This window comes from Georgenia sp. X1117 (assembly GCF_057784635.1).
In genome coordinates this window covers 1,826,529-1,853,503 of the sequence record NZ_CM173492.1, presented here as the reverse complement: position 1 = coordinate 1,853,503, position 26,975 = coordinate 1,826,529, and the positions used below count along the sequence as shown (strand labels likewise).

Annotated in this window: 22 protein-coding genes and 2 pseudogenes; 13 read left to right on the top strand and 11 right to left on the bottom strand. The window is 74.2% G+C overall.

Translation table 11 applies throughout. The features are described from left to right. Nucleotides 1–13 precede the first annotated feature (13 nt). Nucleotides 14–1,069, bottom strand: a complete 1,056-nt coding sequence (locus AC3D3D_RS08515) for a tetratricopeptide repeat protein (RefSeq protein WP_463663196.1) — start codon at nt 1,067–1,069, stop codon at nt 14–16. 127 nt (nt 1,070–1,196) lie between these two features. Here AC3D3D_RS08515 and solA point away from each other — a divergent pair, with 127 nt between their 5' ends. From solA to ald, 4 genes are all read left to right on the top strand, one after another. Continuing rightward, a complete protein-coding gene (gene solA, locus AC3D3D_RS08510; protein WP_463663195.1) occupies nt 1,197–2,438 on the top strand; it encodes an N-methyl-L-tryptophan oxidase in 1,242 nt (413 codons plus the stop codon). 45 nt (nt 2,439–2,483) lie between these two features. After that, the gene (locus AC3D3D_RS08505) at nt 2,484–4,505 is read left to right on the top strand and encodes an ABC1 kinase family protein (protein ID WP_463663194.1); all 2,022 of its coding nucleotides are present in this window, start codon (nt 2,484–2,486) and stop codon (nt 4,503–4,505) included. 145 nt (nt 4,506–4,650) lie between these two features. Then, nucleotides 4,651–5,199: a DUF4442 domain-containing protein gene (locus AC3D3D_RS08500; protein WP_463663193.1), complete on the top strand. Its 549-nt coding sequence runs from the start codon at nt 4,651–4,653 to the stop codon at nt 5,197–5,199. 78 nt (nt 5,200–5,277) lie between these two features. Next, a complete protein-coding gene (gene ald / locus AC3D3D_RS08495; protein WP_463663192.1) occupies nt 5,278–6,381 on the top strand; it encodes an alanine dehydrogenase in 1,104 nt (367 codons plus the stop codon). A gap of 238 nt (nt 6,382–6,619) precedes the next feature. Here ald and AC3D3D_RS08490 read toward each other — a convergent pair whose 3' ends face one another. Then, the gene (locus tag AC3D3D_RS08490; protein ID WP_463663191.1) at nt 6,620–7,585 is read right to left on the bottom strand and encodes an electron transfer flavoprotein subunit alpha/FixB family protein; all 966 of its coding nucleotides are present in this window, start codon (nt 7,583–7,585) and stop codon (nt 6,620–6,622) included. After that, nucleotides 7,582–8,349 carry an electron transfer flavoprotein subunit beta/FixA family protein gene (locus AC3D3D_RS08485; RefSeq protein WP_463663190.1) on the bottom strand — a complete coding sequence of 256 codons (768 nt, stop codon included), beginning with the start codon at nt 8,347–8,349 and terminating at the stop codon, nt 7,582–7,584. The genes AC3D3D_RS08490 and AC3D3D_RS08485 overlap by 4 nt, the downstream gene beginning before the upstream one ends. A gap of 352 nt (nt 8,350–8,701) precedes the next feature. Between AC3D3D_RS08485 and AC3D3D_RS08480 the strand changes: the two genes are divergently transcribed. The 6 genes and pseudogenes from AC3D3D_RS08480 to AC3D3D_RS08455 form a co-directional block, all read left to right on the top strand. After that, the gene (locus tag AC3D3D_RS08480; RefSeq protein ID WP_463663189.1) at nt 8,702–12,940 is read left to right on the top strand and encodes a phosphodiester glycosidase family protein; all 4,239 of its coding nucleotides are present in this window, start codon (nt 8,702–8,704) and stop codon (nt 12,938–12,940) included. A gap of 298 nt (nt 12,941–13,238) precedes the next feature. Beyond that, nucleotides 13,239–13,559 (top strand): putative quinol monooxygenase, encoded by a 321-nt coding sequence (locus AC3D3D_RS08475; protein WP_463663188.1) that lies wholly within the window; start codon nt 13,239–13,241, stop codon nt 13,557–13,559. Nucleotides 13,560–13,595: 36 nt separating this feature from the next. Further along, nucleotides 13,596–13,805, top strand: a complete 210-nt coding sequence (locus tag AC3D3D_RS08470) for a hypothetical protein (RefSeq protein ID WP_463663187.1) — start codon at nt 13,596–13,598, stop codon at nt 13,803–13,805. A 124-nt stretch (nt 13,806–13,929) separates the two neighbouring features. Then, nucleotides 13,930–14,379 carry a zinc ribbon domain-containing protein gene (locus tag AC3D3D_RS08465; protein WP_463663186.1) on the top strand — a complete coding sequence of 150 codons (450 nt, stop codon included), beginning with the start codon at nt 13,930–13,932 and terminating at the stop codon, nt 14,377–14,379. Nucleotides 14,380–14,522: 143 nt separating this feature from the next. Next, nucleotides 14,523–16,694 (top strand): S9 family peptidase, encoded by a 2,172-nt coding sequence (locus AC3D3D_RS08460; RefSeq protein WP_463663185.1) that lies wholly within the window; start codon nt 14,523–14,525, stop codon nt 16,692–16,694. 98 nt (nt 16,695–16,792) lie between these two features. Continuing rightward, nucleotides 16,793–17,620 (top strand): annotated as a pseudogene (locus tag AC3D3D_RS08455) (YihY/virulence factor BrkB family protein); the annotation flags it as partial. Between the two features lie 231 nt (nt 17,621–17,851). On the opposite strand, the gene AC3D3D_RS08450 reads toward AC3D3D_RS08455, so the two are convergent. The 7 genes and pseudogenes from AC3D3D_RS08450 to AC3D3D_RS08420 form a co-directional block, all read right to left on the bottom strand. Beyond that, nucleotides 17,852–18,046, bottom strand: a complete 195-nt coding sequence (locus AC3D3D_RS08450; RefSeq protein WP_463663184.1) for a helix-turn-helix transcriptional regulator — start codon at nt 18,044–18,046, stop codon at nt 17,852–17,854. Nucleotide 18,047: 1 nt separating this feature from the next. Further along, a complete protein-coding gene (locus AC3D3D_RS08445) occupies nt 18,048–18,551 on the bottom strand; it encodes a hypothetical protein (protein ID WP_463663183.1) in 504 nt (167 codons plus the stop codon). Between the two features lie 113 nt (nt 18,552–18,664). Beyond that, entirely contained in the window at nt 18,665–18,898 is a 234-nt protein-coding gene (locus tag AC3D3D_RS08440; RefSeq protein WP_463663182.1) for a hypothetical protein, read from the bottom strand. A gap of 43 nt (nt 18,899–18,941) precedes the next feature. Then, a complete protein-coding gene (mtnN, locus tag AC3D3D_RS08435; RefSeq protein ID WP_463663181.1) occupies nt 18,942–19,706 on the bottom strand; it encodes a 5'-methylthioadenosine/S-adenosylhomocysteine nucleosidase in 765 nt (254 codons plus the stop codon). Next, nucleotides 19,706–20,188, bottom strand: coding sequence for an S-ribosylhomocysteine lyase (locus tag AC3D3D_RS08430; protein ID WP_463663206.1), 483 nt, complete (start codon nt 20,186–20,188; stop codon nt 19,706–19,708). Before AC3D3D_RS08430 ends, mtnN begins: the two co-directional genes overlap by 1 nt. A 229-nt stretch (nt 20,189–20,417) precedes the next feature. Next, nucleotides 20,418–21,269, bottom strand: a complete 852-nt coding sequence (locus tag AC3D3D_RS08425) for an ABC transporter permease (protein ID WP_463663180.1) — start codon at nt 21,267–21,269, stop codon at nt 20,418–20,420. Between the two features lie 65 nt (nt 21,270–21,334). Next, nucleotides 21,335–21,985: pseudogene (locus tag AC3D3D_RS08420) on the bottom strand (ATP-binding cassette domain-containing protein); the annotation flags it as partial. A 205-nt stretch (nt 21,986–22,190) separates the two neighbouring features. On the opposite strand from AC3D3D_RS08420, the gene AC3D3D_RS08415 reads away from it, so the two are divergent. Next, nucleotides 22,191–23,639, top strand: coding sequence for a sensor histidine kinase (locus tag AC3D3D_RS08415; RefSeq protein ID WP_463663179.1), 1,449 nt, complete (start codon nt 22,191–22,193; stop codon nt 23,637–23,639). 87 nt (nt 23,640–23,726) lie between these two features. Next, a complete protein-coding gene (locus AC3D3D_RS08410; protein ID WP_463663178.1) occupies nt 23,727–24,461 on the top strand; it encodes a response regulator in 735 nt (244 codons plus the stop codon). Between the two features lie 49 nt (nt 24,462–24,510). Here the strand turns inward: AC3D3D_RS08410 and AC3D3D_RS08405 are convergent, their stop codons facing one another. Continuing rightward, nucleotides 24,511–26,163 (bottom strand): PTS sugar transporter, encoded by a 1,653-nt coding sequence (locus AC3D3D_RS08405; protein ID WP_463663177.1) that lies wholly within the window; start codon nt 26,161–26,163, stop codon nt 24,511–24,513. A gap of 565 nt (nt 26,164–26,728) precedes the next feature. Here AC3D3D_RS08405 and nrdH point away from each other — a divergent pair. After that, entirely contained in the window at nt 26,729–26,974 is a 246-nt protein-coding gene (gene nrdH / locus AC3D3D_RS08400; protein ID WP_425707188.1) for a glutaredoxin-like protein NrdH, read from the top strand. The last annotated feature ends 1 nt before the right edge of the window (nt 26,975 follow it).

The following is a 26,975-nucleotide window of genomic DNA, read 5'->3' as shown; positions in this document are numbered from 1 at the left end:
GCCGTGGCGGCGTTCACTCGTCCCAGTCGCCGAGCGACCTCCGCAGGACCTGGATGCGGTCCTCCAGCTCCTCCTGCAGGAGCCCCAGCTCCTCCTGCGCGAGCTCCAGCTCCTCCTCCTCGAGCCTGAGCGCCATCTCCTCGGCCATCTCGCCGCGATCCTCCGCGGCGAGGGCGTCCTGCTCGCGGCCCAGGGAACGAAGTGGGTCGGCGAGCGAGTAGTTGAGCTCCACCTCGAGGTCGATGAGCTCCTCGTCGCCGACGACGAGCTCGAGGGCCTCCTCGTAGGCGGCCACCGCCTCCTCGTACCGACCCTGGCCGTGCAGTCCCGCGCCCAGCCCGGCCAGCCCCCGCGCCAGCAGGTCGAGGTCCTCCTCCCGCGCGCGAAGCGCATCGACGACAGGACGGAAGACGCCCTCGGCCGCGGCGTGGTCACCCGTGCCCGCGTGGACCGCGGCGAGGTCCTCGAGCACCGCGAACTCCTCCCAGGACCGGTCCGGGTCACCGGCGAACATGCGGCGGGCCCGCTCGAGGTGCTCGAGGGCGCCCGCGGGCTCGCCGAGCTCGTCGAGCGTGCGGCCGATGCGGTGGACGACACCGCCGCGCTCGCCCGTCGACGTCCCCTCCTCACCCCAGGCGGTGAGGGCGCGCTGGTAGGCGGACAGCGAGGCACGGGTGGATCCGCCCGCACGGTGGATGTCCCCGAGCAGTCGCCAGGCGCGGCCGAGCTCGCGCGCCGGACCTCCCGCTGCCCTGAGGCCGGCGATAGCGCGTCCCACCGCTCCGCCCGCGTCGTCGATGTCCCCGTGGCTGTGGTGGAACGCGGCGAGCTCCAGCCAGGCCCTGCCCTCCGCGGCAGCACCGTCCGTGCCGGCTGCCGCGACCTTCGCCTCGAGCTCCGCCCGCTGCTCGTCCACGGGGAGCCCGAACCGTCGCATCGCGTCCCGCAGCTCGTCCAGCAGCTCGTCTGCCTGGTCCGCGTTCAGGCCCTGGTCGGGCGCTCCCACCGGGCCGTCCTGCGCGTCGTCGGGCCGGTCGCCGCGCCGCGCGGCCGATGGATCGTCGTGCATGTCGCCTCCGTCAGGTCGGTCGTCCGTTCGGACCGCGCCTGCGCCAGCCACCGCCGTCCGTCTCCCATCGTGGTCACGACCAGGCCCCCGCACAACGAGAGCGGCCTCGCGGTGGAAAACTCGACGCGTGCCCGCAGCTGATCCACAGCCGACCGAGACCGCGACCGACCCCCTCACCACCGCAGCCGCCCCCGACGGCATCGTCACCACCGACGTCGCCGTCGTCGGCCTCGGCGCCTGGGGCTCCCAGGCGCTGTGGCGCCTCGCCGCGCGCGGGGTCGACGCCGTCGGGATCGAGCAGTTCGCTGTCGGCCACGCCCTGGGCTCCACCCACGGCCGCACCCGGCTCTTCCGCGAGCTGTGCCTCGAGCACCCCGGGCTGACGCCGGTCGCCGTCCGCGCCCGCGAGCTGTGGCGCGAGCTCGAGCAGGCGAGCGGCACCGAGCTGCTCACGCTCACCGGCGGGGTCATGGTCGGGCCGCGGCACGGCCGCGTCGTCGCGGGTGTCCTCGCCGCGGGGGAGGCCGCCGGACGCGACCTCGAGGTCCTGACGGCCCCCGAGGTGCGTGAACGCTTCCCCGTCCTGGCCACGACGGCGGACGACCACGACGGCGTCCTCGACCCCGGCGCAGGCATCGCCAGGCCCGAGGCCGGGGTGCGGGCCGCCGTCGACGCCGCCCGCACGGCCGGGGCCCGCACGGTCCGGGCCCGCGTCGAGAGCGTCGAGGAGGAGTCGGGCGGCGTGCTCGTCCGGCTCGCCGGCGGCGGGGCGGTGCGCGCCCGCCAGGTCGTGCTCGCCGCCGGGGCCTGGACCGGCGCGCTCACGGGCCTGCCGCTGCAGCCCCGCCGGGTGCCGATGTTCTGGTTCACCGGGCGCGAGCGGGCGGCGACCGACCCGGGCGGGATCCTCGACCTCGCCCGCTTCCCCGTCGTCATCCGCGAGCTCGACGACGGCCGGTGCCTGTGGGGGCACGGCTCCTCGCGGCCGGGCCAGCGCGACGGCTTCGACGTCAAGCTCGGCCTCGACGACGACGGCTCCGCCGACCTGGGATTCTCCGACGCTGAGCCCGACCACCTCGACCGCTCCATCGCGCCCGGGCGCGACGCCGCGGCGCTGGGCGCGGCCGCCCGCCTGGCCTACCCCGCCGTCGAGCCGGTCCCGCGCTCCGGAGTGGCCTGCATGTACACCCGCTCGCCGGACGGGCAGTTCGTCGTCGGGCGCCTCCCCGGGCGGGAGCGGGTGCTCGTCGCGGGCGGCGACTCCGGCCACGGCCACAAGCACGCCCCCGCGGTGGGCGAGCTGCTCGCCCAGGCGGTCGCCGGCGAACGATCCTTCACCGACGTCGACTTCATGCGCCCGGGGCGGTAGCCCGCCCGCCGCACCTCCGCGGCGACTTCCGCCACACTGGCACCCATGAGTTCGGTCCTGGGGCTGGTCGTCGTCGTCGCCACGACGGTCGTCAACGCGCTGATCGTCGCGGTGGTGGCACGCCGGCTGCTGGGCGCGCCCGTGGGCTGGCCGCGCACCATCATCGTCGCCCTGCTCGGCAACTCCCTCGGCACCGTCCTCATCCGGCAGGTGATGGAGGGCCTGCACCTGGGTCCCACCCAGCTGGACCCGGCCGGCGCCGACCCGACGGCGCTGGTCGTCGTCGTGGTCCTGGGGGCCGGCTGGCTCCTCGTCCTGGAGATCATGGTGCTGGCCGTGCTCGAGGCCCTCCTACCCACCGGCGCCCTGCCCTCCCCGCTGGCCTTCGTGCGCGGCACCCCCGCCCGGCTGCGCCGCACCCGCCGCTACACCGAGGTCGTGCGGATCGCCGCCCGCCACGGGCTGGTCGCCTGGCTCCGGCCCCGCATGCCCCGGCGGGGGCACGACGCCGAGGCACCCAGCACCACGGCCCGAGCGCTGCGCCGGGCGCTCGAGGACGCGGGGGTCACCTTCGTCAAGCTCGGGCAGACGCTGTCCACCCGGGCCGACCTGCTGCCGGCCTCCGTGATCGACGAGCTCTCCCGGCTGCACTCCGACGTCCCGGCGGTGTCCTGGGAGGAGATCCGCCCGGCGATCGACGCGGCCCTGGGCCGACCGCTCGAGGAGGTCTTCGCGCACGTCGACACCGTCCCGCTCGCCGCGGCCTCGGTCGCCCAGGTGCACACCGGGCGCCTGCACGACGGCTCCGATGTGGTGCTGAAGATCCAGCGACCCGGCGCCCGCGCGCAGGTCACCGGTGACATGGACATCGTCCTGCGGCTGGCCGACCGGCTCGACCGCACCACGAGCTGGGGGCGCAACCTCGGCCTGCGCTCCCTGGCCCGAGGATTCGCCGACTCCCTCGACGAGGAGCTCGACTACGGCGTCGAGCTCGCCAACATGGCCGCCGTCGAGGCCTCGACGACCTCCGACCTCGTCCACGTCCCCCGCGCCCACGCCGAGATCAGCTCGCGCACGCTGCTGGTGATGGAACGGATCGACGGCGGCCCGCTGTCGGCGCGCCCGGGCGACGTGGCGGCCCTGAGCCAGGAGCGGCGCGACGCGCTCGCGCAGGCGCTGGTCGGCACGATCCTGCGGCAGGTGCTGGTCACCGGGGTCTTCCACGCCGACCTGCACGCCGGCAACGTCATGCTCCGGCCCGACGGGACGCTCGCCCTGCTCGACCTGGGCTCGGTCGGGCGGCTGGACTCCGGGTCGCGCTCGGCCCTGGGGATGGTGCTGACCGCCGTCGAGCGGGCTGACGCCGTGGCCGCCACCGACGCGCTCGTCGACCTCCTCGACCGCCCCGCCGGTCTCGACGACCGGGCCCTCGAGCGCGAGGTCGGGCAGCTGCTCACCCGCCTGTCCGGGTCCGGCCCGGTGCCGGCGGCGCTGTTCGGCGACCTGCTCTCCATCGTCATCCGTCACCGGTTCTCCGTCCCGCCGCAGCTGGCCGGTGCCTTCCGGGCGCTCGGGGCGCTGGAGGGCACCCTCGCACTGCTGCGCAGCGACCTCGACCTCGTCTCCGCCGCCCGCGCCGAGGGGCGCACGCTGTCCCGGGAGAAGCTGAGCCCGCAGGCGCTCAAGGACGGGCTGATCTCGCAGGTCGCGGCGCTCCTGCCGATGCTGCAGCGCATGCCGCGGCGCCTCAACCGGATCACCGAGGACCTCGAGGCGGGACGGTTCACCATCAACACCCGCGTGCTCGGCCACGACGACGACCGGGCCTTCGTCACCGGCATCGTCCAGCAGCTCATCGTCGCCGTGCTGGCGGCCGCGCTCGGCCTGGCGGGCACGATGCTCATCGCCACCTCCGGCGGACCCGACCTCGCCGAGGGGATCCGGGTGCTGCCGGCGGTGGGCGCGGCACTGCTGCTGTTCGCCTTCACCCTCGGCGCCCGGGTGCTCGTGCAGGTCTTCCTCGGCGACCAGGCCCGGCGCGACCGGTACGAACGCGGCAGGCGCTGACCCGCCGGGGGCGGGGCTGCAGCGGGGAGGCCCCGGGGGCCGGGCTGCGGGGTCTGGGCCGCGAGGGGCGGGCTGCCGGCTTTCGGGCTGCGGGGGAGCGGGCGATCGGGCTGCGGGGGAGCGGCCGGCCGGGCGAGGATGGACCATGCCTGCGTTGCGCCCGCCGAAGCTGCCGACCTACGCCGACCTCGACCGACTCGTCGGCTCACCGACGTTCCTGCGCCTGGGGATGAACCTCTGGCCGCCGCTGCTGTTCGCGGGGATCCGCATCACCCACCTCTCGCCCGACGCCCGTCACGCGCGCGTGCGGCTCGCGAAGAACCCGCTGACGTCGAACTACGTCGGCACGCAGTTCGGCGGCTCGCTGTACTCGATGACGGACCCGTTCTGGATGCTCCTCGTCTCCCGGGCGCTGGGGCCGGAGTACACCGTGTGGGACAAGCGCGGCGAGGTGGACTACCTGCGGCCCGGCCGCACCGCGGTGGAGGCGGAGTTCCACGTGACCGACGAGCTGCTCGAGCAGATCCGCGCGGGTGCGGCCGACGGCGGCGCCCACCTGCACTGGTTGAGCACCGAGGTCGTCGCCACCGACGGCACCGTCGTCGCGCGTGTGCGCAAGCAGCTGCACGTGCGGCGCAAACCGCAGCCGGCGGACCCTGAGCTCGCCGCGACCGCCGCCGGTCGGCGCCACTAGGCTGGCCCCTCGTCTTCGGGGCGATCTCGCCCCAGGTCACGCGGGGCCCGGGCCCCGCCCGTCGAGTCGGAGCAGAGCATGCGCATCGGAGTCCCCACCGAGGTCCTCGACCACGAGGGGCGCGTCGGCCTCACGCCGGCCGGGGTGCAGGAGCTCGTCTCCGCCGGCCGCACCGTGCTCGTCCAGCGCGGCGCCGGCGCCGTCTCGGGGCTGACCGACGAGGACTACGCGGATGCCGGCGCCACCCTGGTGTCCGACCCGGCCGACGCCTGGGCCGCGGACCTCGTCGTCAAGGTCAAGGAGCCCGTGGCGGAGGAGTACGGGTTCCTGCGCGAGGACCAGGTGCTGTTCACCTACCTGCACCTGGCGGCCGACCGTCCCCTGACCGAGCAGCTGCTGACGGCCGGGACCACCGCCATCTCCTACGAGACGGTCCAGGGCGCCGACGGCCGGCTGCCGCTGCTCGCGCCGATGTCCCAGATCGCCGGGCGGATGGCGGGCATCGTCGGGGCGAACCTGCTCGACGCCACCCGGGGCGGGACCGGGGTACTCATGGGCGGCATCGCCGGCGTCGCGCCCGCCGAGGTCGTGGTCCTGGGGGCCGGCGTCGCGGGCACCGGGACGGCGACGTTCGCGCACGGCATGCACGCCGCGGTGACGGTCTTCGACACCCACGTCCCGGCGCTGCGGCGCCTCGACGACACCTTCGGGCCCGGCGTGCGCACGCTCGCCGCCACCGCGCAGGCCATCGAGGAGGCCGTGCAGCGCGCGGACCTGGTGGTGGGCACCGTGCTCGTGCCCGGCGCGCACACGCCCCGGCTCGTCAGTCGCGAGCTCGTCGACTCGATGCGCCCCGGTGCCGCGCTGGTGGACATCTCCGTCGACCAGGGCGGGTGCTTCGAGGTCTCCCGGCCCACGACGCACTCCGAGCCCACCTACCGCGTCGGGGACGTCACCGTGTACGCCGTGGCCAACATGCCGGCGGCCTACCCGCGCACGTCGACCTTCGCGCTGACCTCGCTCACCCTGCCGTACGTGCAGGCGCTGTCGGAGGAGGGCGGCTGGCGTGCGGCGCTGGACGCCGACCCGGCGCTCGCCCAGGGGCTCAACACCCACGCCGGCGCGGTCCGGCACGCCGGGGTCGCCCAGGCCCACGACCTCCCGCTTGGTCAGGGCAACTAGCGGCTCCCCGCGCGGGCCTCAGCGCCCCTCCTGCATCCCTCGGCGCCCACCCCCTGCGCCCACCTGCGCCCACGCCTCTGCGCGCACGCCCTGCTCCGATCGCTCTGTGCCACCTCCTGCATCGAGACAATGGGTTGTGTCTCGAGAGCATGCCCGCAGCCCATGGGTTCGAGACACAAGGCAATGTCTCGCTGAGTGTGCGGTGCGGCGCAGGGCCGGACCGCGGGGCGTGCGGCGCTCAGCCGCGGGCGCGGAGGGCCTCGAGCAGCGCCGGCACCACGTCGTGGAGGTCGCCCACCACGCCGAGGTCGGCGATCTCGAAGATGGGGGAGTCCTCGTCGTCGTTGATGGCGATGATCGTCCCGGAGCGCTGCATCCCCGAGGTGTGCTGCACGGCGCCGGAGATGCCCAGCCCCACGTACACGCGGGGGGCGATGACCTCACCGGTCTGCCCGATCTGCGCGGCGAAGGGCACCCAGCCCTCGTCCACGGCCGACCGGGTCGCCCCCACCGCGGCACCCAGGGCGTCGGCGAGCTCCTCGACCACCGGCCACTCCTCGGCCGAGCCCACGCCCAGGCCCCCGGCCACGACGACGGGGCTGCCGGCCAGCGCCGGCCGGCCGCCCTCGGTGGCGCTCACCTCGCGGGCGCCGACCTCGGCCCCCGGGCTCGACGGCGCAGCCAGCTCCAGGCGGCGCCCCTCGCCGGGTCCCGTGGGCGTCGCAGCGCCGGCGAGCACGGGGTCGACGACGACGACCGCCGGCGCGGCCGTGGCGCTCGCGCGCACCACCCACTGCGCCCACAGCACGGTCTGGCCGGTGGTGACGGCCCCGCCGTCCGAGGCGACGGCGTCGGCGTCCCACAGCGGCGTCACCGAGCGGCGCACGGCGAACCGGGCGGCGGCCTCACGGGAGTCGGACGAGGCCGGGGCCAGCGCGGCGGACACCTCTCCGAGCCGGGTGGCGGCGTCGTCGAGGGCGTCGACCAGGGGGGAGACGAGGACCTCGCCGGCGGTGGGGGACAGGGCCACGACGTCGGCGCCGGCTGCGGTGGCGGCCTCGGCGATCGCGTCGTGCTCACCGGGGGGAGCGGCGGCGACGGCCGCGACCTCGTCCGGGCCGAGCGTGCGCGCGAGGGCCAGCAGGTCGAGGGACTCGGCGGAGGGCTGCCCGCCGACGGTCTCGAGGAGGACGAGGACGGTCACTTCGCGGCTCCGATCGTTCCGGTGGACTCCAGCAGGGCGAGGATGCGGGCGACGGCCTCGTCGGTGTCCTCCACGAGGTCCCCGCGGTCGCGGCTCGGCGCGGCCTCGGCGCCCGTGACCTGCCAGGCCGGGGCGGTCGGCGCCACGCCGAGCTCGGCCAGGGTGAGGGTCTCGACCGGCTTGGTCCGGGCCGAGCGCAGGCCCTTGAAGTTGGGGATCCGCGGCTCGGCCGCCTGCTCGACGACCGAGGCGACCAGCGGCAGCGGGGCGCTCACCGTGCGCGAGACCGGGCCGGAGACGCGACGCCCGGCCAGGGTCTCGCCCTCGAGGGAGACGTCCTCGACGTGGGTGACGTGCGCCCAGCCGAGCAGCTCGGCGACCATCGCGGGCACGACCCCGCCCATGCCGTCGGTGGCGGCGTTGCCGGCCAGGACCAGGTCGGCCCCCGAGCGGCGCACGACCGCGGCGAGCACCCGTGCGGTGGTCAGGGCGTCGGCGCTGACCAGCGCGTCGTCGAGGACGTGCACGGCGTCGTCGGCCCCCGCGGCCAGCGCCTTGCGCAGGGAGGGCTCGGCGAGGTCGGGGCCCATCGTCAGCGCCGTCACGCTGTCCCCGTCGCCGCGCAGCTCCTCGGCGACGGCGATGGCGCGCGAGTCGATCTCCGACAGGACGCCGTCCTCGCGGACCAGCGTCCACGAGCCCTCGGCGAGCACCGCCGGCTCCTCGGGGTCCGGGACGTGCTTGACGAGCACGACGATCTTCACGCTCTCACTCCTGTCGTCGGGGTCTGCCTGCCGGAGCACCCCTGGGGCGGGCCGGCGTGGTCCCACCATCCTCCCCCACCGGGCCGGACCGCCCCGTGCCCGGCAGCGTCCGGTTCGGCGCGGGTCGCCGGGAGCGCGTCCCTGACCGGGCGCGCGGCGGGCGCCCAGGGACCAAGGTCCGTGGCCGGGGTGAGTCGGCTCATACCCACGCTCACCTGCGCAGACGCGGAGAGCGTTCCGCGTCGACCGGCAACGAGGACGACACCTGCGGTCCACCGTGGGTCAAGGAGCCGGTCATCGAGCTGGAGTCTGATGTGGGCACCCCTTCCCGGTTCTCCCCCTAAGGACGCCCATGTCTGCCGTGCCTCTGTGGCGGCGGTCCCGTACCGCTGCCTCCGTCCTCGGTCTGGTGCTCACCTCGAGCCTGGCCGCCACCCTCGTCTCGCCCGCCGCGGCGAGCCCGACCGAGCCGGCCCCCGAGGCCGCCGAGTCGCCCACCGACGGCGCGGAGGCCCCGACCGACGGCGCCGCCCCCGAGCCCGAGGCGGACGAGGTCGCCGACGACTACCTCGACGTGTCCAACGAGGGCACCGCGATCGTCAGCCGGCAGGAGGCCACCCAGATCGCCCCCGGCGCGATCCTCACCGAGTTCACCCGCCTCGAGGAGGCCGGCTGGCTGCAGGGCGCGATCCTTGACATCGACCTGACCAACCCCGCGATCTCGCTGGACTACATGGACTCCGGTGAGGTCGCCGGGACCTCGACGATCTCGGACATGATCGACGAGGCCGACGCCGTGGCCGGCGTCAACGGCTCGGGCTTCGACATCAACAACTCCGGCTCCGCCAACGGCGTGGGCGTGGACCCCGAGACGGGCATCATCACCTCCCCCAACCCGGGTCAGCACAACTCGCTGGTCATCGACTCGCGTGGGATCGGGCAGATCACCGAGGTCTTCATGGAAGGCGTCGCCACGGCGCCCGACGCCGGCTGGGAGGTCCCGCTGCGGGGCGTCAACGCCTCGACCTGGGACACCTCCGGCGTCGGCGTCTTCAACGACCGCTGGGGCACCTACGCGCGTGCCAACTCCCTGCCCGACCGCGCGGACGCCGTCGAGGTGTGGGTGGACGGCAGCTCGCGGGTGACGCAGGCCGCCGGCCCGGTCGGCGAGGGCGAGATCCCGGCCGACACGCGCGTCGTCGTCGCCCCCGCGGGCGACCTGGCCGACCAGCTGAGCAGCCTCGAGGTCGGCGACCGACTGCAGACGAGCTACTCGGTGCGCTCCGACGCCGACCAGGTCGTCCTCGCGATCGGCGGCCACGGCGGCGGCAACGCGATCCTCCTCCAGGGCGGCGTGCTGCACGACTCGACCGACGAGAGCCTCGCCCCCCGCACGGCCGTCGGTCTGGACGAGGCCGGCGAGCACCTGTATATGGTCGTCATCGACGGCCGTCAGGCGATCTCGCGTGGCATGAGCCTGGACGAGCTGGGGCTGTTCATGCAGCAGATCGGTTCGTACAACGCCCTCAACCTCGACGGTGGCGGCTCGACCCAGATGAACGTCACCAACCCCGGGGAGGAGGACGACGAGATCGTCAACAGCCCCTCGGACGGGCACGAGCGGGAGGACGCCAACGGCATCGGCGTCATCGTCGGCGAGAGCTCGGGGATCGTGCACAACTACACGGTCCGCCCGGAGCAGCGGATGACCAACGCCCGCCGCGTCTTCCCCGGCCTGCACCGTCAGCTCGTGGCCCTGGGCTACGACGAGGTCATGCGCGCGGTCGACACCCCGGCCGACTCCTGGACGTCCGCCGACGAGGGCGTGGCCACCGTCGACGCCGAGGGCGTCGTCACCGGCGGCACCTCCGGCACGACCGACGTGGCCGTCGCCACGGAGACCGAGCACCACACCGCCACCGGTGAGCTCGGCGTCCACGTGCTCGGCGCCCTCGTGCGCATCACCGCGGACCAGACCGCCATGCAGCTCGCCGGCCCCGGCGAGCCGATGAACGTCGTCGTCACCGGGTACGACGCCCAGGGCTACGAGGCGCCGATCGACGTCCGCGACATCGAGGCCTCCATCGGTGAGGGCTTCACCGTGGAGCGCGCCGGCTCCGCCGCCTTCGCCGTGACCGCCGAGGCCGAGTCGGGCGCCTCCGTCGTCGAGCTGCAGGTCGGCGAGCACGAGGTGCGCATCCCCGTCACGGTCGGCACCGAGCGCCTGCCGGTCACCGACCTGTCCGACGCCGCCTCCTGGACCTTCGCGCACGACCGGGCCGCCGGCACGATCGCGGCGACCGAGGGCCCCGAGGGGCAGGGCGCCATCGAGCTGACCTACGACTTCACCCTCTCGACGGCCACCCGCGGCGCCTACGGCGTCGCCCCGGCACCCATCGAGATGCCGGGTCAGCCGATGGCCGTGACCATGCAGGTCCGCGGCGACGGCAACGGGGCATGGCCCCGCCTGCAGGTGCTCGACGGCGACGGCGTGCGCCGCCAGCTCGACCCGAGCAACCTCACCGAGGAGTACGTCGACTGGACCGACGAGTGGCGTGAGGTCGTCTTCGCCGTCCCCGCCGGCGTCCCGTTCCCGCTCACGCTCGAGCGCGTGCGCTTCATGGAGACCGGCTCCGCCGCCTCCTACTCCGGCGCGCTGGCCTTCACCGACCTCGAGGTCGTCGTGCCCCCGGACACCGAGCAGATCTCGACCCCGGTCTGGGAGGACCCGTCGCTCTCTCTGGCGGGTGCGGCTGATGGTTCGGGTCTGCGGGTGGCGGTGATGTCGGATGCGCAGTTCGTGGCGCGTGCTCCGGAGTCACCGCAGGTGGCCAACGCGCGTCGGGGTCTGCAGGAGATCGTCGCGGAGGATCCTGACCTGTTGGTGATCAATGGTGATTTCGTGGACGAGGCGGCGCCGGAGGACTTTGATCTCGCGCGTCTCATTCTTGACGAGGAGCTCGGTGGTACGGATCTGCCGTGGATCTATGTGCCGGGTAACCACGAGATCATGGGTGGTCCGATCAGCAACTTCATCGACGAGTTCGGTGAGACGTCGACGGTGCGGGACGTGGCCGGGACGCGGATCATCACGCTCAACTCCGCGACGCAGCGTCTGGGTGATGACTTCGGTCAGATGGTGATGTTGCGGCAGCAGCTGCTGCTGGCTCAGCTGGATCCGGAGATCACGGGTGTGCTGGTGTTCTCGCACTACCCGCCCAGGGACTTCCTGCCGGGTTCGCCGTCGGCGATGGCCGACCGTCTCGAGGCGGCGACGCTGGAGACCTGGCTCGGTGAGGTCGAGGCCTCGGGCCGGGAGGCGATGTTCGTCGGTGCGGGTGTCGGTGCGTTCGACATGTCCACCCGTGACGGGGTGGAGTACCTGACCAACGGCAACGTGGGTAAGTCGCCGAACTCGACACCGGATCGTGGTGGGTTCTCGGGCTGGTCGATGATCGGTCTGGACCCGGCCGCGGCCGGTGAGGCCGAGGGTGAGTGGTCGCAGGTCGAGATCCGGCCTCTGGTGGACTCGATGGAGATCACCGGTGGGTCGATCGTCGAGGCCGGTGGATCGGTGGACCTGGACGGGACGGTGGTCCAGGACGAGCGTCGGGTGCCGGTGAGCTGGCCGGTCTCGGCGCGGTGGTCCGGTGATGGTGAGCTGGCCGTCCCGGCCGGCGGTGAGGTGCCGGGCTCGGCGGTCGCGACGGTCGATGCGGCCACCGGTGTGGTCGCGGCGGTGCCGGGTCGTGCGGTCGTCGATGGTGAGCTCGTCGCGATGGCCGAGGGCGAGGTGCCTGGCTACGACTCGGGTGAGGCGGTCTTCCCGGTGACGGTCTCGCTGGAGGTCAACGATGCGCAGGCCTCCCACGAGGTCCAGGTCAACGTGCCCGCGTTCTCGACCGAGCCGCTGCTGGAGTCGGGGTTCTTCCTCGATGACGACTTCGGTGGACTGCACGAGCACGTGTTCCGGTTCGGCCGCTCGGGTGACGAGGTCTTCGTCGGTGACTGGGACGGTGACGGGGCGGACTCGATCTCGCTGCGGCGGGGCAACGTGTTCTTCGTGCGCAACTCCCTGGCCGGTGGTGCTGCGGACGCGGTGATCTCCTACGGCCGTGCGGGCGACGAGATCCTGGTCGGTGACTGGGACGGGGACCGCACGGACACCTTCGCGGTACGTCGTGGGGCGTCCTACCACCTGCGGAACTCGATCTCCTCGGGTCGTGCCGATGTGGTCGTCAACTACGGCCGGCCCGGTGATGTCGTGCTCGTGGGTGACTGGGACGGCGACGGGGTCGACACCCTGGCCGTGCGTCGTGGGAACACCTACTTCTTCCGCAACGACCTGGCCGGCGGTATCGCTCACGAGGTGCTGAACTACGGCCGCGCGGAGGACACGGTCCTGGTCGGTGACTGGGACGGGGACGGGATCGACACCCTGGGCATCCGGCGTGGCACGGACCTGCTGCTGCGCAACGACTTCGTCAGCGGACCGGCCCAGGAGACCTACTCCTACGGCCAGGCAGACGACGAGGTCCTCATCGGCGACTGGAACGGGGACGGCACCGACACCCCCGGCCTCCGCCGCTGAACCACACCACCGGTGACGACCACGCGGTCGTCACCGGTGGGGCCGGCCACCCGTCGGTGGCCGACAGATCGACCCGTCGACGGCGGGGCCCACCCCCCAGCGTGAGCCCCGCCGTCGTGCCCGGGCACCGCGGCCGGCCCACGCACCGCGGGAGTCCACCGCGGTCGTCCCACACACCACGGCCGGCCCGGACGCACCTCGCGGGCAGGCGTGCGCCCGGTCCGGGCGAGGTGCCAGGCTCGTCGTGCACGCGGCGCTCCCGGCGCGCCGCCGACCCACCACAGGAGAAGGAGCAGCGATGTACTTCATCGTCGTCAGGTACACGGTCAAGCCCGAGAGCGTCGAGCAGTGGCCCGAGATCGTCCGCGAGTTCACGGAGAAGACCCGCCAGGAGCCGGGCAACCTCTTCTTCGAGTGGTCGCGCAGCCTCGACCGCCCCGACGAGTACGTCCTCGTCGAGGGGTTCACCGACGACGGCGCCGCCCCGCACGTGGCCAGCGACCACTTCGCCGCGGGGCTGGAGACCATGCGGCCCCACCTCGTCAGCACCCCGCGCATCATCTCCCGTCAGGTCGACGGCGAGGGCTGGGACGAGATGGGCGAGATGCAGATCCCCTGACCGTGGCCCCGGGGGCGGCCGGGTACCGTCGTGACCATGCCTGACGCCCCCGACCGTGGCCCCCTGCCCGCGAAGTGGTCCCAGCTGATCCTGTCGGTCGTCATCGGTGCGTTCCTCGGTCTGCTGTGGGGGCTGTGGCGCGGGGACATGGTGCGCTGGCTGATCCTCGGCGCGATCGTCGGCACCGTCAGCGGCGTGTGGGCCGAGCTGCGGCTGGCCCGCCAGAAGCGCGAGCGTGGCGACTGACCGTCGGGTCGCCGACGGGCCGGCCGGGACCGGGCACGACCGGCCACGACCCGCCGCGCCGCGGCGGGAACCTCTCCCCGCCGGAACGGACGGTCGCGGGGGTGCGACGCCCTAATCTTCAGCCATGATCATCTGGGGATCGCGCACCAAGCGGCGACACGTCCTGACCACCAACCTCGTCTGCAGCCGGTGCCACAACCCGGCCGCCAACCACGTCTTCCTGCTCGTCACGAAGTTCACCCTGTTCTTCCTCCCGCTCTTCCCGATCTCCACGAAGCGCTTCCTCGAGTGCACCTTCTGCGGGACCCAGACGGCGCTGAGCAAGGAGCAGGTCGAGGAGCTCGAGCAGTCGGCCGGTCAGGGCGCCGGCGCACCCCAGGGCTACGGCCGGCCGGCACCGACCGCACCGCAGGGCTACGGCCAGCAGGGCTACCAGGGGCCGACGCAGGGCCAGCAGGCGTACGGCCAGCAGGGCTACGGCGCCCCGCAGGGCCAGCAGCAGGGCTACGACTACGGCCAGCAGCAGCAGCCGCAGCAGCAGTACCCGGGCGTGAACTACCACCCCCAGGGCTGATCACCCGGGGCTGACCAGCCAGAGCTGATCCCCACGGGGGCGCAGTGCCTCCCACACACCACCGGGCGCGGGTCCCAGGACGGAAGGGACCCGCGCCCGGCGCTGTCGGGACCGCCCCGGCCTGCGCTCGATAGCCTCTGACGGTGACCACCGAGCCCACCAGCGCGTCCGTCGCCGCCCCGCTCCCGCCCCGCCCTACGCACGTCGAGCACCGTCGCAGCCACCACGGCAAGGTGTTCGTCGACCAGCTCGAGTGGCTCCGGGACAAGGAGTCCCCCGAGGTCATCGCCCACCTCGAGGCCGAGAACGCCTACACCGAGGCCCGCACCGCGCACCTGGCCGACCTGCGTGAGCGCATCGTCGGGGAGATCCGGGCGCGCACGCAGGAGGACGACACCACCGTCCCGGTCCTCGAGCGCGGCTGGTGGTACTTCTCGCGCACGCACGAGGGCCGCCAGTACCCCACCTGGCACCGCGCCCCGGACACCGGGGCGGGCCGCCCCGACCCGACCGGCGCCGTCGACGGAGAGCAGCTCGTCCTCGACGGCAACGCCGAGGCCGAGGGCCAGGACTTCTTCAAGGTCTCCGAGATCGTCGTCGCCCCCGACGCGCGGCACGCCGCCATCGGCATCGACCTCGACGGCGGCGAGCTCTTCGACGTCCGCGTCGTCGACCTCACCACCGGCGACGTCGTCGACCAGACCGTGCGCGGCGTCGGCTACGGGCTCGCCTGGACCACCGACTCCACCCGCCTGATCTACGTCCGCACCGACGAGGCCTGGCGTCCCCACGAGATCTGGAGCCACGTCGTCGGGCGGTCGGCAGAGTCCGACGAGCGCCTGCTGCGCGAGGACGACGAGCGCTTCTGGACCTGGATCGAGACCTCCCGCGACGGCCGCTGGCTCGTCGTCCACCACGCCGCCACCACCTCCGGCGAGGCGTGGCTCGTCCCCCTCGACGCCGCCGACCTCGTCCCGCAGGTCGTCTCGCCGCGGCGGCCCGGCCTGGAGTACACCGTCGAGGTCGCCGGCGACCACCTGCTCGTCGTCCACAACCGTGACCAGAAGGACTTCACGCTCGCCACCGCACCGCTCGGTCCCGCCGGTCCCGAGAGCTGGACGGACCTCGTGCGCTCGGCGCCGGGGGAGCGGATCCTCGACGCCCACGCCTTCGCCGGGCACACCGTCGTCGAGCTGCGCGCGGGCGGGCTGCCCGCCCTGCGGGTCCTGCCGCGTGAGGACGCCGGACCGGCCGGGTCGGCGGGGACCGCCGCCGGGCCGACCTACGGGAGCCCGCGCGACGTCGTCGTGCCCGGCGACCTCACCACGGTGGAGCTGGGCGACGTGCGCGAGTGGGACACCGACGAGCTGCTCGTCGAGACCCAGTCCTTCCTCACCCCGCCGACGGTCTCGGCCCACCTTCTGGGCAGCGGGGAGACGGTCGTCGTCAAGCAGCGCCGCGTGCCCGGCTACGACCCGGCCGACTACGTCGAGCGGCGTGAGTGGGTGGTGGCCCGGGACGGCACGCGGGTCCCGCTCAGCGTCGTGCACCGCGCGGAAATCGCCGCCGACGGCACCGCCCCGGGCCTGCTCTACGGCTACGGCTCCTACGAGGTCAGCGTGGACCCGGGCTTCAGCGCCGAGCGGCTGCCGCTGCTCGACCGGGGAGTCGTCTTCGCCGTCGCGCACGTGCGCGGGGGCGGGGAGCTCGGGCGGTCCTGGTACGAGCAGGGCCGGCTCGACGCCAAGCGGAACACCTTCACCGACTTCGTCGACGCCGCCGAGCACGTCCTGGCGACGGGGCTCGTGGCGCGCGGCCGGCTGGCCGCCCAGGGCCGCTCGGCCGGCGGTCTGCTCATGGGTGCGGTCGCCAACCTCGCGCCGGAGACCTTCCGCGTCATCCACGCCGGCGTGCCCTTCGTGGACGCGCTGACCACGATCCTCGACCCGTCGCTCCCGCTGACCACGGGGGAGTGGGAGGAGTGGGGCGACCCGTTGCACGACCCCGCCGTCTACGACTACATGGCGAGCTACGCGCCCTACGACAACCTGCACGCGGCGCCCTACCCGGCGATCCTGGCGACCACCTCGCTCAACGACGTGCGGGTGATGTACGTCGAGCCGGCCAAGTGGGTCGCCCGGCTGCGGGAGGTCACCACCTCCGACGCCGTCGAGCGCCCGGTCCTGCTGCGCTGCGAGATGGTCGCGGGGCACGGCGGGCGCTCCGGCCGCTACGACCGGTGGGCCGAGCGGGCCGCCGAGTGGGCCTTCGTCCTCGACCAGCTGGGTGTGGAGGAGGGCGCGGCCGCGGGCTGAGGGGACGGCCGAGGAGACGGCTGAGGCGACGACGACGGCGCCGCTCGCCCAGCCGGTCGTTCCCGCGATGCGTGGGCCCGGTGGTCCACCCTTGTCGCATGAGCCACGCAGCCGCCCCCCGTCAGGATGACGGGACCGGCCACCCGGTCGGCGGGAACCCGCGCGGCTGGTGGTACGTCCTGAGGCGGGCGGTCTTCGAGTTCCGGCAGGACCAGCTCTTCGACCGCGCGGCGGCGCTCACCTTCTTCTCGGTGCTCTCGATCTTCCCCGCGCTCGTGGCGCTGGTGTCGATCCTCGGGCTCGTCGGTCAGGGCCGCGCCACCACGAACGCCGTGCTGGAGATGCTCGAGGAGTCCCTGCCGTCGGCCAGCGTCGAGCAGCTGCGCGGACCGATCGAGTCGATCACGGAGAACCAGGGCGCCGGCCTCGGGCTCGTCGTCGGCCTCCTCGTGGCGTTCTGGACGGCGTCGAACTACGTCTACGCCTTCAGCCGCGCGATGAACGGGGTCTACGGCGTGCGCGAGGGCAGGCCGCTGTGGAAGCTGCGCCCGATGATGTACGCGCTCACCGTGGCGCTCATCCTCCTGGTGGCGGCGTCGGCGCTCATCCTCGTGGTGAGCGGGCCCATCGCCGAGTGGCTGGGCGACCTGGTCGGGCTCGGCAGCACCGCCGTGACCGTGTGGAACCTCGCGCGCTTCCCGGCGCTGGCGCTCCTCGTCGTCGCCATCCTCGGCCTGCTCTACTACGCGACGCCGAACGTGCGGCCCGGCCGCGCGCGCTGGCTGAGCACCGGGGCCGCCCTGGCGATCGTCGGGGCCGCCCTGGCGACGCTCGGCCTCGGCGTCTACGTGTCCAACTTCGGCCGGCTCAACGCCACCTACGGTGCGCTGGCCGGCGTCATCGTCCTCCTGCTCTGGCTCTGGCTGACGAACCTCGCCATCCTCTTCGGCGCCGAGGTGGACGCCGAGCTCGAGCGGCGCGCCGAGTTGCTCGCCGGGCGACCGGCGGAGCGCACGCTCGACCTGCCGATGCGCTCGCGCCGGATGATCGAGAAGGACCGCCGGCGCGAGGTGCGGCTCGTCGCCCGCGCCCAGGAGCTGCGCGCGCAGGCCCGCCAGGACCAGGCGGGGCAGGGGGAGGACCGGCTGGGGGAGGGCTCAGTCCCCGAGGGTGAAGAGGTCCTCGATCCGACAGTCGAACACCCGCGCGATCCGGAAGGCCAGCGGCAGGGAGGGGTCGAAGCGCCCCTTCTCGATCGAGATGATCGTCTGTCGCGAGACCCCGACCTCGGTGGCCAGCCGCGCCTGTGACCAGCCCAGGTCGGTGCGACGGTCGGCGAGCGAGTTCTCCATCTCAGCCCTCGCGCCGGGAGAACACCGAGTAGCGGACCCCGGTGGAGATCATGAGCAGCGCGACGACGCCGGTCAGCGCCCACATCGCCGGGAAGTCCCAGCCGGTGGCGACCAGGACGATGATCGCCACGCCTGCAGTCCCCATGACGTCCAGGGCGGCGCGCCCCATCGCTCGGTCGAGCCAGTGCGACTCCACGCCCTCCTCGGCATGGGGATCGGTGGCGATCGTGGGGCCGATGATGAGCGTCCAGCACAGGGCGGCGATCGGCATGAGGGTGCAGGCGGCGAAGGCGATCGCGACCACCCACGGGCGCGCGTCGTCGAAGGCCGGAAGCAGCGTGGCCAGGTAGCCGACGCCCGCGGCGCCGAGCAGGCTCAGGCCCACGACGGCGGACCAGCGTCCTGCCCCCGCGCGTCGGGGCGGGGCGGCGCCGGGACCCGCAGGTGTGGAACCCGCGGGTGCGGGGTCGGTGGGTGCGGGCCCGGTGGCGGGGGTGTCGGTCATGTCGGAACCTGTCCTCGTCTCGGTGGTCAAGGTTGCTTGACACCGACAGTCAAGCGACCTTGACACGCGCTGTCAAGCCTCCTTGACAGGTGGAGGGGGTGGTCCGAGCGCCGTCAGTCGCGGGCGTCGGTGCCGGCGCTCGGCTCGGCGTCCCCGCCGCCGTCCGACCCGCCGTCCCCGCCGTCCGGCTCGCCGTCGACACTGTCCGTCCCGGCACCCTTCTGGTGCGCCGCGGTGCGGGCGACGGCGGCCTCGTTCGTCGGGCTCATCGCGATGACCGTGCGCGCGACCAGGGTCGCGAGCGCCACGACGCCCACGACGATGAGGATCCAGGTCCAGTCCGGCATCTCTCTCCTTGTCCGCTGGGTCGATCCTAGGAGCAGTCCGCCCTCACGCGGCGAGCATGCTCAGCACGACCCGGGCGCTGAGTGCGGCGACGTGGTCGACCTCGAGGTGGAAGTCCTGGTCGGCGGCGGGCCCGCACAGGTCGGAGATCCCGCGCACCGAGATCATCGGCACCCCGGAGTCGGCGGCGACCTGGGCGATCACCGTGGACTCCATGTCCGTGCTCAGGGCCTCGGGGAAGGCGTGGCGGTACTCGGCGACGTTGACCGCGGTGACGAAGGCGTCCCCGCTGAGCATGAGGCCCGCGCGCGCCGACAGGCCCTCGGCCCGGGCCGCCTCGACGCCCGCCTCCACGAGCTCGGGGGCCACGGGGAAGACCGGCGGCTGGCCGGGGACCTGGCCGCGGGCGTAGCCGAAGGCCGTCGCGTCGGCCTGGCCGTAGATGAGCTCGCTGGAGACGACCACCTCGCCGACGGCGACGTCGGCGTGCAGCCCGCCGGCCGATCCGGCGGAGACCACCACGCGCGGGGCATAGGTCAGCAGCGCCCACGTGGTGGCCACGGCGGCGTTGACCATCCCCACCCGGGTGCGCACGAGCACGACGTCCAGGCCGCGGAGGCCGGCGCGGATCGCCCGGGCGTCGCCGGGGGCCTCGAGCTCGACGGGATCGGTCGAGTCCTCGAGGAAGGGGGCGAGCTCCTCGCCCATCGCGCACAGCACGACGGCGTCGACCTGGTCCAGGCCCCGCCGGGAGGCGCGTGCCTCGCGCGCGGCCGCGCGCCCCTCGAGGAACCGGTCGATCGGGGACATCACGCCTCCCCGTCCGTGCGGGGGGCGTCCTCGGCCATCACCTGCGACCACTGCTCGCGAGCGGCGAGCATGGCCGCGGCCGCCTCCCGGGCGCCGTCGAGGGAGTGGCTGGCCCCCCAGCCGCACTGCACCTCGTTGGCGGCGGGCACCTCGTCCTGCTCGGCGACGACGGCGAGCGTCGCGGCGAGGACGTCCATGGTCCCGGGCAGGTCGGGCGCCCCGGCGCGCATGAGGTAGAAGCCGGTCTGGCACCCCATGGGGGAGAAGTCGACGACGTCGTCGGCGTGGTCCCGCACGGCCTCGGCGACGGAGTGTTCGAGGGAGTGCACGACCGGCATCTCCAGGTGCGCGACGTTCGGCTGGGTGAAGCGGACGTCGTACTTCGTCAGGACGGCGCCGCCGGGCAGCTCCTTGACGTCCGCCACCCGGACGTAGGGGGCCGCCACGGCACGGTGGTCGAGGTTGAAGCTCTCGACGTTCATCTGGGGCACGGCACGTTCCTCTCCTGAGGGGGTCGGGCTCATCATCCCAGCCGGGGCGGCGCCGCCGGGCCCCCGCGACGTCGGTCATCCCACAACGAACGAGGGCCCCGGCCCGTGGGGTGCGAGTCCACGGGCCGGGGCCCTGGCCGGCGCCTCGGCGCCTCGCGCGACGCCGGTCGGCGTCGGGGCGTGCGCAGCGTGGCCCCCCGGCCACCTGCCGCACGACGTGTCAGGCGGCCTCGCGGCGCAGCGTCCGCAGCCAGCCGGCCGTCATCGGCACCGCGATCCACACGGCGGCCGAGACGGCGACCTGCGCCCAGGCGGTCCCGTCCATCTCGTGGTCGAACATGTGGGTCCAGGCCAGGTTCGGGTCGATCCACTCCAGCGTGGACTGGAGGTCGGGGAAGAACCCGGAGATGGTCGTCAGCACCATCGGCATGAGCAGGAACAGCACGATGGCGATGGCCGGGGCGTGCAGGAGCAGGCCGAACGCCACACCCATGAGGGTGTAGAGCACGACGATGATGAACAGCGCCACGACGATGCGCCCCTCGACGCCCCAGTCGGCCGTCACCGAGGAGTCGGCGGCCGCGGCGACGGCGTGCCCGCCGGCCGCGAAGGCGGTGGAGATCACCGAGATGACGAGCGCCAGCACGAGCGCCGCGGCGATCTTGGCGACGATGACCCGCGAGCGCCGGGGCTCCAGGGCGAAGGTCTGCAGCGTGGTGCGCTGCGACCACTCCTGGCTCGCGGCCAGCACGCCGACGATCGGCAGCAGCACGAGCTGGACCTGCAGGAGGATCGACAGGTAACCCCCGAAGCCCAGGTCGTCGGCGACACCGGCGAGGGCGACGATCACCATCGCGGCGAGGTCGATGACGAGGATCGCGGCCAGGAGGCCGAACCCGGAGCGGGTGTCGACCATCTTGCGCAGCTCGACGCCGACGAGGCGGCCCAGCGGGACGCCGCTGCCGCCCGTGCGGGGCGCGGCGGTGGTGGCCGGGCGGGCCCCGGCGGGGGTCGTCGCCCGGGTGGCGGTCGCGGCGGTCGCGCCGCGGGTGGTGTGGTCGGTGGTGGTCATGCGGCACGCTCCGAACGGTCGTCGTGGGCGGTGGTGGAGAAGAAGAGCTCTTCGATGTCGGTGGTGGCCAGCAGCTCGTCCTTGGGACCCTCGGCCAGCAGGCGCCCGTTGCCGATGACGACGAGGTCGTCGGCGGCCTGGGCCACCTCGCTGAGCAGGTGGGACGAGAGCAGGACGGTCCCGCCGCGCTCGGCGTGGCCGCGCAGCAGCTGGCGCATCCAGCGGATGCCCTGCGGGTCGAGGCCGTTGACCGGCTCGTCGAGGATGAGCACGGACGGGTCGCCCAGGAGGGCGAAGCCGATGCCCAGGCGCTGGCGCATGCCCAGGGAGTAGCCCTTGACCCGGCGGCGCGCCTCCTTGGCGGTCAGCCCCACGGCGTCGAGCACCTCGTCGACGCGGGTGCGCGGCAGACCCATGGTGAGCGCACCCAGGTTGAGCACCTCGCGGCCGGTGCGGCCGTTGTGCTGGGCCGAGGCGTCGAGCAGGACGCCGACGTGCCGGCCGGGGTTGGTCAGCTCGGCGTAGCGGTGGCCGAGGATCGTCGCGGTCCCCGACGTCGGGGTGGCGAGCCCGACCATCATGCGCATGGTGGTGGACTTGCCCGAGCCGTTGGGGCCGAGGAAGCCGGTGACGCGTCCGGGACGCGCGGTGATCGACAGGTTGTCGACGGCGGTGGTGTGGCCGTAGCGCTTGGTCAGCGAGTCGGTGGTGATCATGGCTCCAGACTCGCCGCGCGGACCCTGCCCGCGGATCGACCGAACGGGTCGCCTCCGCGCGCCACGAGGATGGTCCGGAAGGACCACGGGGTGGTCCCTTGGGGGGAGGCGTCCACCCGAGGGTGGACCCGGGGGCGCCGCCGGGCTGAGGCGGACGAGCCCGCGGCGGGACCGGCCCCTGCCCCGCGGAACCTAGGGTGACGCCATGACCTCGTCGCCGGCCACCTCGCCCCCCGCGGGCGACCCGGCGACCGAGCCGCCGGTCGTGTCCCACCGGTGGTGGCGCCGGGCGGGTCCCTACGTCCTCGCGGGCGGCTGGTACCTCGTCGTCGCGGCGTCCCTGCTGTTCGTCGGCTGGTGGACCCCGATCTCGGGGACGGCCGCGATCTGGATGTTCGTCCTCGACCTGGTGCTGGGTGCGGCGGCACTCGCGCTGCTCTTCTTCCGCCGCCGCTGGCCGGTGACGGTCACGGTGACCCTGACCGTGGTGTCCTCGGTGGTCGCCTCGAGCGCGGGCGGGGCGATGCTCGTGGCCCTCGTCAGCTACGCCGCCCGGCCCTACGAGCGTCGGCACCGTGTCCGGCGCTACGCGTTCTTCACCGGCCTCACGGTCGTGTCCGTGGTCGGGTCGCTCGCCTACGACTGGGCCTCCCGCAGCGTCGTGACGCCCGCGCTCGCGCCCGAGATCGCGGAGCAGGGCCCACAGCGCCCGCTCGAGTCGCTGTGGGCGTTGGCCTCCTCGATCGGCGTCGCCGTCCTCGTCGTCGGCTTCTGCCTGGCGGTCGGCTCCTACATGGGCGCCCGCCGGGCCCTGCTGCTCGAGCTGCACGACCGGGCCCGGCGGGCCGAGTCCGTCGTCGAGGCCACCGGCCAGCGTGCCCGGACGGCCGAGCGCAACCGCATCGCCCGCGAGATGCACGACGTGCTGGCGCACCGCATCTCGCTGGTGGCCCTGCACTCCGGGGCGCTCAGCCACCGCACCGACCTGCCCCCCGAGGCGGTCCGCGACGCCGCCGAGGTCATCAGCTCCAACGCGCACCTCGCCCTGACCGAGCTGCGCCAGGTCCTCGGGGTCCTGCGCGCCGACGACTCCGACCCCGACGCCGCCGCCGGGCACCGCGAGCCGCCGCAGCCGACGATGACGGCCGTGGACGGGCTCATCACCGACGCCCGTCAGGTCGGCGGGCGCGTGCGGCTGACGGTCATCGGCATCGGCTCCCTGCGCGGGGCGACCCTGCAGGCGCTGACCGCCGGCACCGGCGTCGACGACGTCCTGGCCACCCTCTCGCCGACCGTGTCCCGCACGGCCTACCGGATCCTGCAGGAGGCGCTGACCAACGCGCGCAAGCACGCGCCCGACGCCGTGGTCGACGTCGAGCTGTCCGGCCGCCTCGGCCGGGTGCTCACGCTCTCGGTGACCAACCCGATGCCCTTCGGGGAGGAGGGGACCGCGCACGAGGACGGGCACTCCCTCGGCGGGATCCTCGGCTCGGGCAGCGGGCTGACCGGCCTGGCCGAGCGCACCGACCTCGCCGGCGGCACCCTCGACCACGGGGTCGAGCCCGACGGCTTCGGACGCACGGTCTTCGCCGTGCGCGCCTGGCTGCCATGGGACGAGAACGTGGGCGGCTGGCGGGGCCGGGGTGGAGGATAGGGCCGCGTCCCGGGACCGCCGGTACGCGCACGAGGACCGGGCCCACGGCCCGGCAGGCAGGGCCCGACGGGCCCGGGGAGGCAGAGCATGACGCCCGACGACGGAGCAGGCACCGCGCCGGACGGCGCCGCCACGCAGGGGGACGGGCGGGCGCCGGGCGCTCCGGTGCGGGTGGTGCTCATCGACGACGACCCGCTGGTGCGCGCCGGGCTGAAGATGCTGCTGCACGGCGGCGAGATCGAGATCGTCGCCGAGGGCGAGGACGGCGCGGTCGCCCAGCGCCTCGTCGAGCAGACCCGCCCCGACGTCGTGCTCATGGACGTGCGCATGCCCGGCATGGACGGGGTAACCGCCACCCAGCGGCTGACCGACTCCGGGGCACCGACCCGGGTCATCGTGCTCACCACCTTCGACTCCGACGACATGGTCGTCAGCGCCCTGCGCGCCGGCGCGCAGGGGTTCCTGCTCAAGGACACCCCGCCCGGCGACCTCGTGGCCGCGGTGCTGCGCGCGGCCCGCGGCGAGCCCGCGTTGTCCCCCTCGGTGGCGGCCACGCTCATGGCGCGGGTGGCCGCGCCGGAGGAGACGGTGGACGACTCGGACGCCCAGGAGGCCCGGGAGGCCTTCGCCGAGCTGACCGAGCGCGAGCAGGAGGTGGCCCGCGGCGTGGCCCGCGGGCTGTCCAACGCGGAGATCGCCGGCGAGCTCTACCTCGGCGTCGCCACCGTCAAGACCCACGTGGGCCGGGTGTTCAACAAGCTCGGCGTGGCCAACCGCGTGCACGTGGCGCGGATCGTGCAGGACGCCGGCGCCGACGGCTGAGAGCCCGGCGGGCCTCAGTCCGCGGTGGTGCCGTCAGCCTGCGGCGACCTCAGCCCCCGGTGGTGCCGCTCGCCGCGCCCGCGGGCACCGCGGCCGCCCTGCGAGCGGCGCGCACGGCGTGGGCGTTGATGAGGAGGGTGAGCACGAAGGCGAGGACCGCGGAGGTCACCATGGCCAGCACCATCCCGAGCGCGTTCGTCGAGATGAACGGGGCGACGACGGCGGGCAGGTAGGCGGAGGCCTCGGCCCCGGTCAGGCCCACCACCGCGCCGCCGACGGTCGCCGCGCCGACCGCGGTGGCGAACACGCGCCTGTCGCCGAACATGAACGGGTAGGACGCCTCGACGAAGGTGCCGAAGAAGAAGTTGACCGAGGCCCCGGCCGCGCCCAGGCTGCGCTCGCCGCTGGTGCGCGGGCGCACCACGTTGGCCAGCGTGATGCCCAGGCTGACCATGACCAGGGAGACCATGTCGATGGCCCCGAAGAAGCTGTGCCCCTTCTGGCCCATCTCCAGCAGCACCAGCGGCAGGATGACCGAGTGGTAGACCCCGCCGATGATGGCGAACCACATCGCCGCCCCCGCGACGGCGCCCGCGAGCACGGGGCTGAGGTCGAGGGCCCCCTCGATGCCCACCCGCACGCCGTCGCCGAGCCAGGCGGTGACCGGGGCGAGCAGGAAGTGCACGAGCAGGCCGGGCAGCAGGCCGGCCACCGCGCCGGTGACGATGTTCGCCGTCGTGGCCGGGAAGCTGCGGGCCAGCGTCCACCGGATCACCGCCGAGGCGACGAGGCCGGCGAGGATGCCGGCGACCAGGCCGCCGAGCAGCCCGCCCTCGGTGGCGAGGATGCCGGCGACGGCACCGGCCACGAGCCCGACGTCGTCGAGGGCGGAGATCCGGCGGGCGGCCACGGCGGCGACGATGACCGGTAGCCCGGCCAGGAGCAGGTCGAAGGCGCCCGTCAGCGCGTCCAGTCCGGGGATCTTGCCCACGGCGAGCAGCAGCGCGAGCGCGATGAACGCCGGGATCGCGCCGACCATGATCCCGCGGATGCTGATCCGTCGCCATGCCGGACCCGCGTCCTGCCCGCCGGCCGCGCCGGCGGTGCCGCCCGCGGACGTGCCGCCGAGGACCGGGCTGTAGCGCAGCCCCCAGTGCCGCGCGAGGCCGGAGACGTAGGAGACCGCGCGCGTGGTCGAGGTGGTGCCGGTCGTGCCGGAGACGGCCACGAGATCCAGGCCCGCCTGCTGGGCCTGGGCGATGGAGGTCCCGCCGGTGCCCGCCGCCGGCAGCCCGGCGGCCGCCGCGGCGGCGACCGTGGCCGCGCTGGTGCCGACCGGGTCGGCGCTCATGAGGATGAGGGCGTCGAGCTCGCCGTCCCCCACGCGCCGGGCCAGGCGCTCGTCGGCCTCGCGGGCCAGCGCGTTGACCTCATCGAGCGTGCCGCTCGCCACGACGGCGGCCTCGCCGTCGACAAGGGACCACAGGCGGGCCGGCGTCGTGGGACGGGCGCCGTCCATCGAGGTGCCCACGGAGACGAGCTGGACCGCACCGAGGGTGAGGCCGGCCGCACCGAGCTGGCGGCGCACGTCGGCGATCATGCGCGCCGGGTCGTCGCCCCCGTGGCTGTACAGGTTGCCCCCGCTGCTGCCGAGCAGGGCCACGCTGCGCACCCGCGCACCCGTGCCGTCGTCCTGTGCCATCACCACTCCTTGGTCCTCGTGTGCGGCGCCCGGGGCGGGACGGGACGCCGTGGTCGCTCCGGGGAGCACGTGCATGATGCCTGTCTCGCGCGCCTGTGGACGACACGCCGAGGATGGTGAGACACGCCGTCGACCTGTCGCCGCCGCGCGGTGGACGGAGCGGTCCGCGGCGGCCCGATCCCCAGGTGGTGGACACCCGCCGGCCGCCCCGTCCACCGGTCCGGCCCGGCGATGTCGGTGGTCGGTGGCAGGCTCGACGGGCCGCGGGATCCTGCGGCCCGAGGGGCCGCGCGACCCCGCGGCGGGGCGGTCCGGGCCGTCCACCGGTGTTCCACAGGAACGCCGGACCGACGCACAGGAGGGGTGGTGGGCTTGTGGACGGACGACGCTGTGGACGACACGCCACCACTAGATCTAGTGGTCGTCGCGCGACGGGACACCCAGGTGTAGTGTCGTACCTCCGAGGCCGCACCGAGCCTCATGCGAATGACAGACGTGTAGTTACACCCGCGGATTTCCGCCGCGGCCGATCCCACAGGTCCTCACGGAAGGAGACCGGCTCGCCATGAGCATCACCGTCTACTCGAAGCCGTCGTGCGTGCAGTGCGATGCCACCTACCGCGCGCTCACGAAGCAGGGCCTGGAGTTCGACGTCGTCGACGTCACCGAGGACGCCGAGGCGCTCGCCTCCGTCCAGGCCCTCGGCTACCAGCAGGCGCCGGTGGTCATGGCGGACGGCGACCACTGGTCCGGGTTCCGGCCCGACCGCATCAAGGCGCTCGCCGCCGCGCGTGCCGCCGCAGTGGCCTGAC

What these genes read in the sequence shown, in the direction of transcription:
- mtnN (WP_463663181.1), bottom strand. Translation starts at nt 19,706, where the DNA reads ATGTCCCCGATCGACCGGTTCCTCGAGGGGCGCGCGGCCGCGCGCGAG.
- AC3D3D_RS08470 (WP_463663187.1), top strand. Translation starts at nt 13,596, where the DNA reads ATGCCTGACGCCCCCGACCGTGGCCCCCTGCCCGCGAAGTGGTCCCAG.
- nrdH (WP_425707188.1), top strand. Translation starts at nt 26,729, where the DNA reads ATGAGCATCACCGTCTACTCGAAGCCGTCGTGCGTGCAGTGCGATGCC.
- AC3D3D_RS08505 (WP_463663194.1), top strand. Translation starts at nt 2,484, where the DNA reads ATGAGTTCGGTCCTGGGGCTGGTCGTCGTCGTCGCCACGACGGTCGTC.
- AC3D3D_RS08475 (WP_463663188.1), top strand. Translation starts at nt 13,239, where the DNA reads ATGTACTTCATCGTCGTCAGGTACACGGTCAAGCCCGAGAGCGTCGAG.
- AC3D3D_RS08405 (WP_463663177.1), bottom strand. Translation starts at nt 26,163, where the DNA reads ATGGCACAGGACGACGGCACGGGTGCGCGGGTGCGCAGCGTGGCCCTG.
- AC3D3D_RS08480 (WP_463663189.1), top strand. Translation starts at nt 8,702, where the DNA reads ATGTCTGCCGTGCCTCTGTGGCGGCGGTCCCGTACCGCTGCCTCCGTC.
- AC3D3D_RS08500 (WP_463663193.1), top strand. Translation starts at nt 4,651, where the DNA reads ATGCCTGCGTTGCGCCCGCCGAAGCTGCCGACCTACGCCGACCTCGAC.
- AC3D3D_RS08465 (WP_463663186.1), top strand. Translation starts at nt 13,930, where the DNA reads ATGATCATCTGGGGATCGCGCACCAAGCGGCGACACGTCCTGACCACC.
- AC3D3D_RS08440 (WP_463663182.1), bottom strand. Translation starts at nt 18,898, where the DNA reads ATGCCGGACTGGACCTGGATCCTCATCGTCGTGGGCGTCGTGGCGCTC.
- AC3D3D_RS08415 (WP_463663179.1), top strand. Translation starts at nt 22,191, where the DNA reads ATGACCTCGTCGCCGGCCACCTCGCCCCCCGCGGGCGACCCGGCGACC.
- AC3D3D_RS08425 (WP_463663180.1), bottom strand. Translation starts at nt 21,269, where the DNA reads ATGACCACCACCGACCACACCACCCGCGGCGCGACCGCCGCGACCGCC.
- AC3D3D_RS08410 (WP_463663178.1), top strand. Translation starts at nt 23,727, where the DNA reads ATGACGCCCGACGACGGAGCAGGCACCGCGCCGGACGGCGCCGCCACG.
- AC3D3D_RS08445 (WP_463663183.1), bottom strand. Translation starts at nt 18,551, where the DNA reads ATGACCGACACCCCCGCCACCGGGCCCGCACCCACCGACCCCGCACCC.
- AC3D3D_RS08515 (WP_463663196.1), bottom strand. Translation starts at nt 1,069, where the DNA reads ATGCACGACGATCCATCGGCCGCGCGGCGCGGCGACCGGCCCGACGAC.
- ald (WP_463663192.1), top strand. Translation starts at nt 5,278, where the DNA reads ATGCGCATCGGAGTCCCCACCGAGGTCCTCGACCACGAGGGGCGCGTC.
- AC3D3D_RS08450 (WP_463663184.1), bottom strand. Translation starts at nt 18,046, where the DNA reads ATGGAGAACTCGCTCGCCGACCGTCGCACCGACCTGGGCTGGTCACAG.
- AC3D3D_RS08430 (WP_463663206.1), bottom strand. Translation starts at nt 20,188, where the DNA reads ATGAACGTCGAGAGCTTCAACCTCGACCACCGTGCCGTGGCGGCCCCC.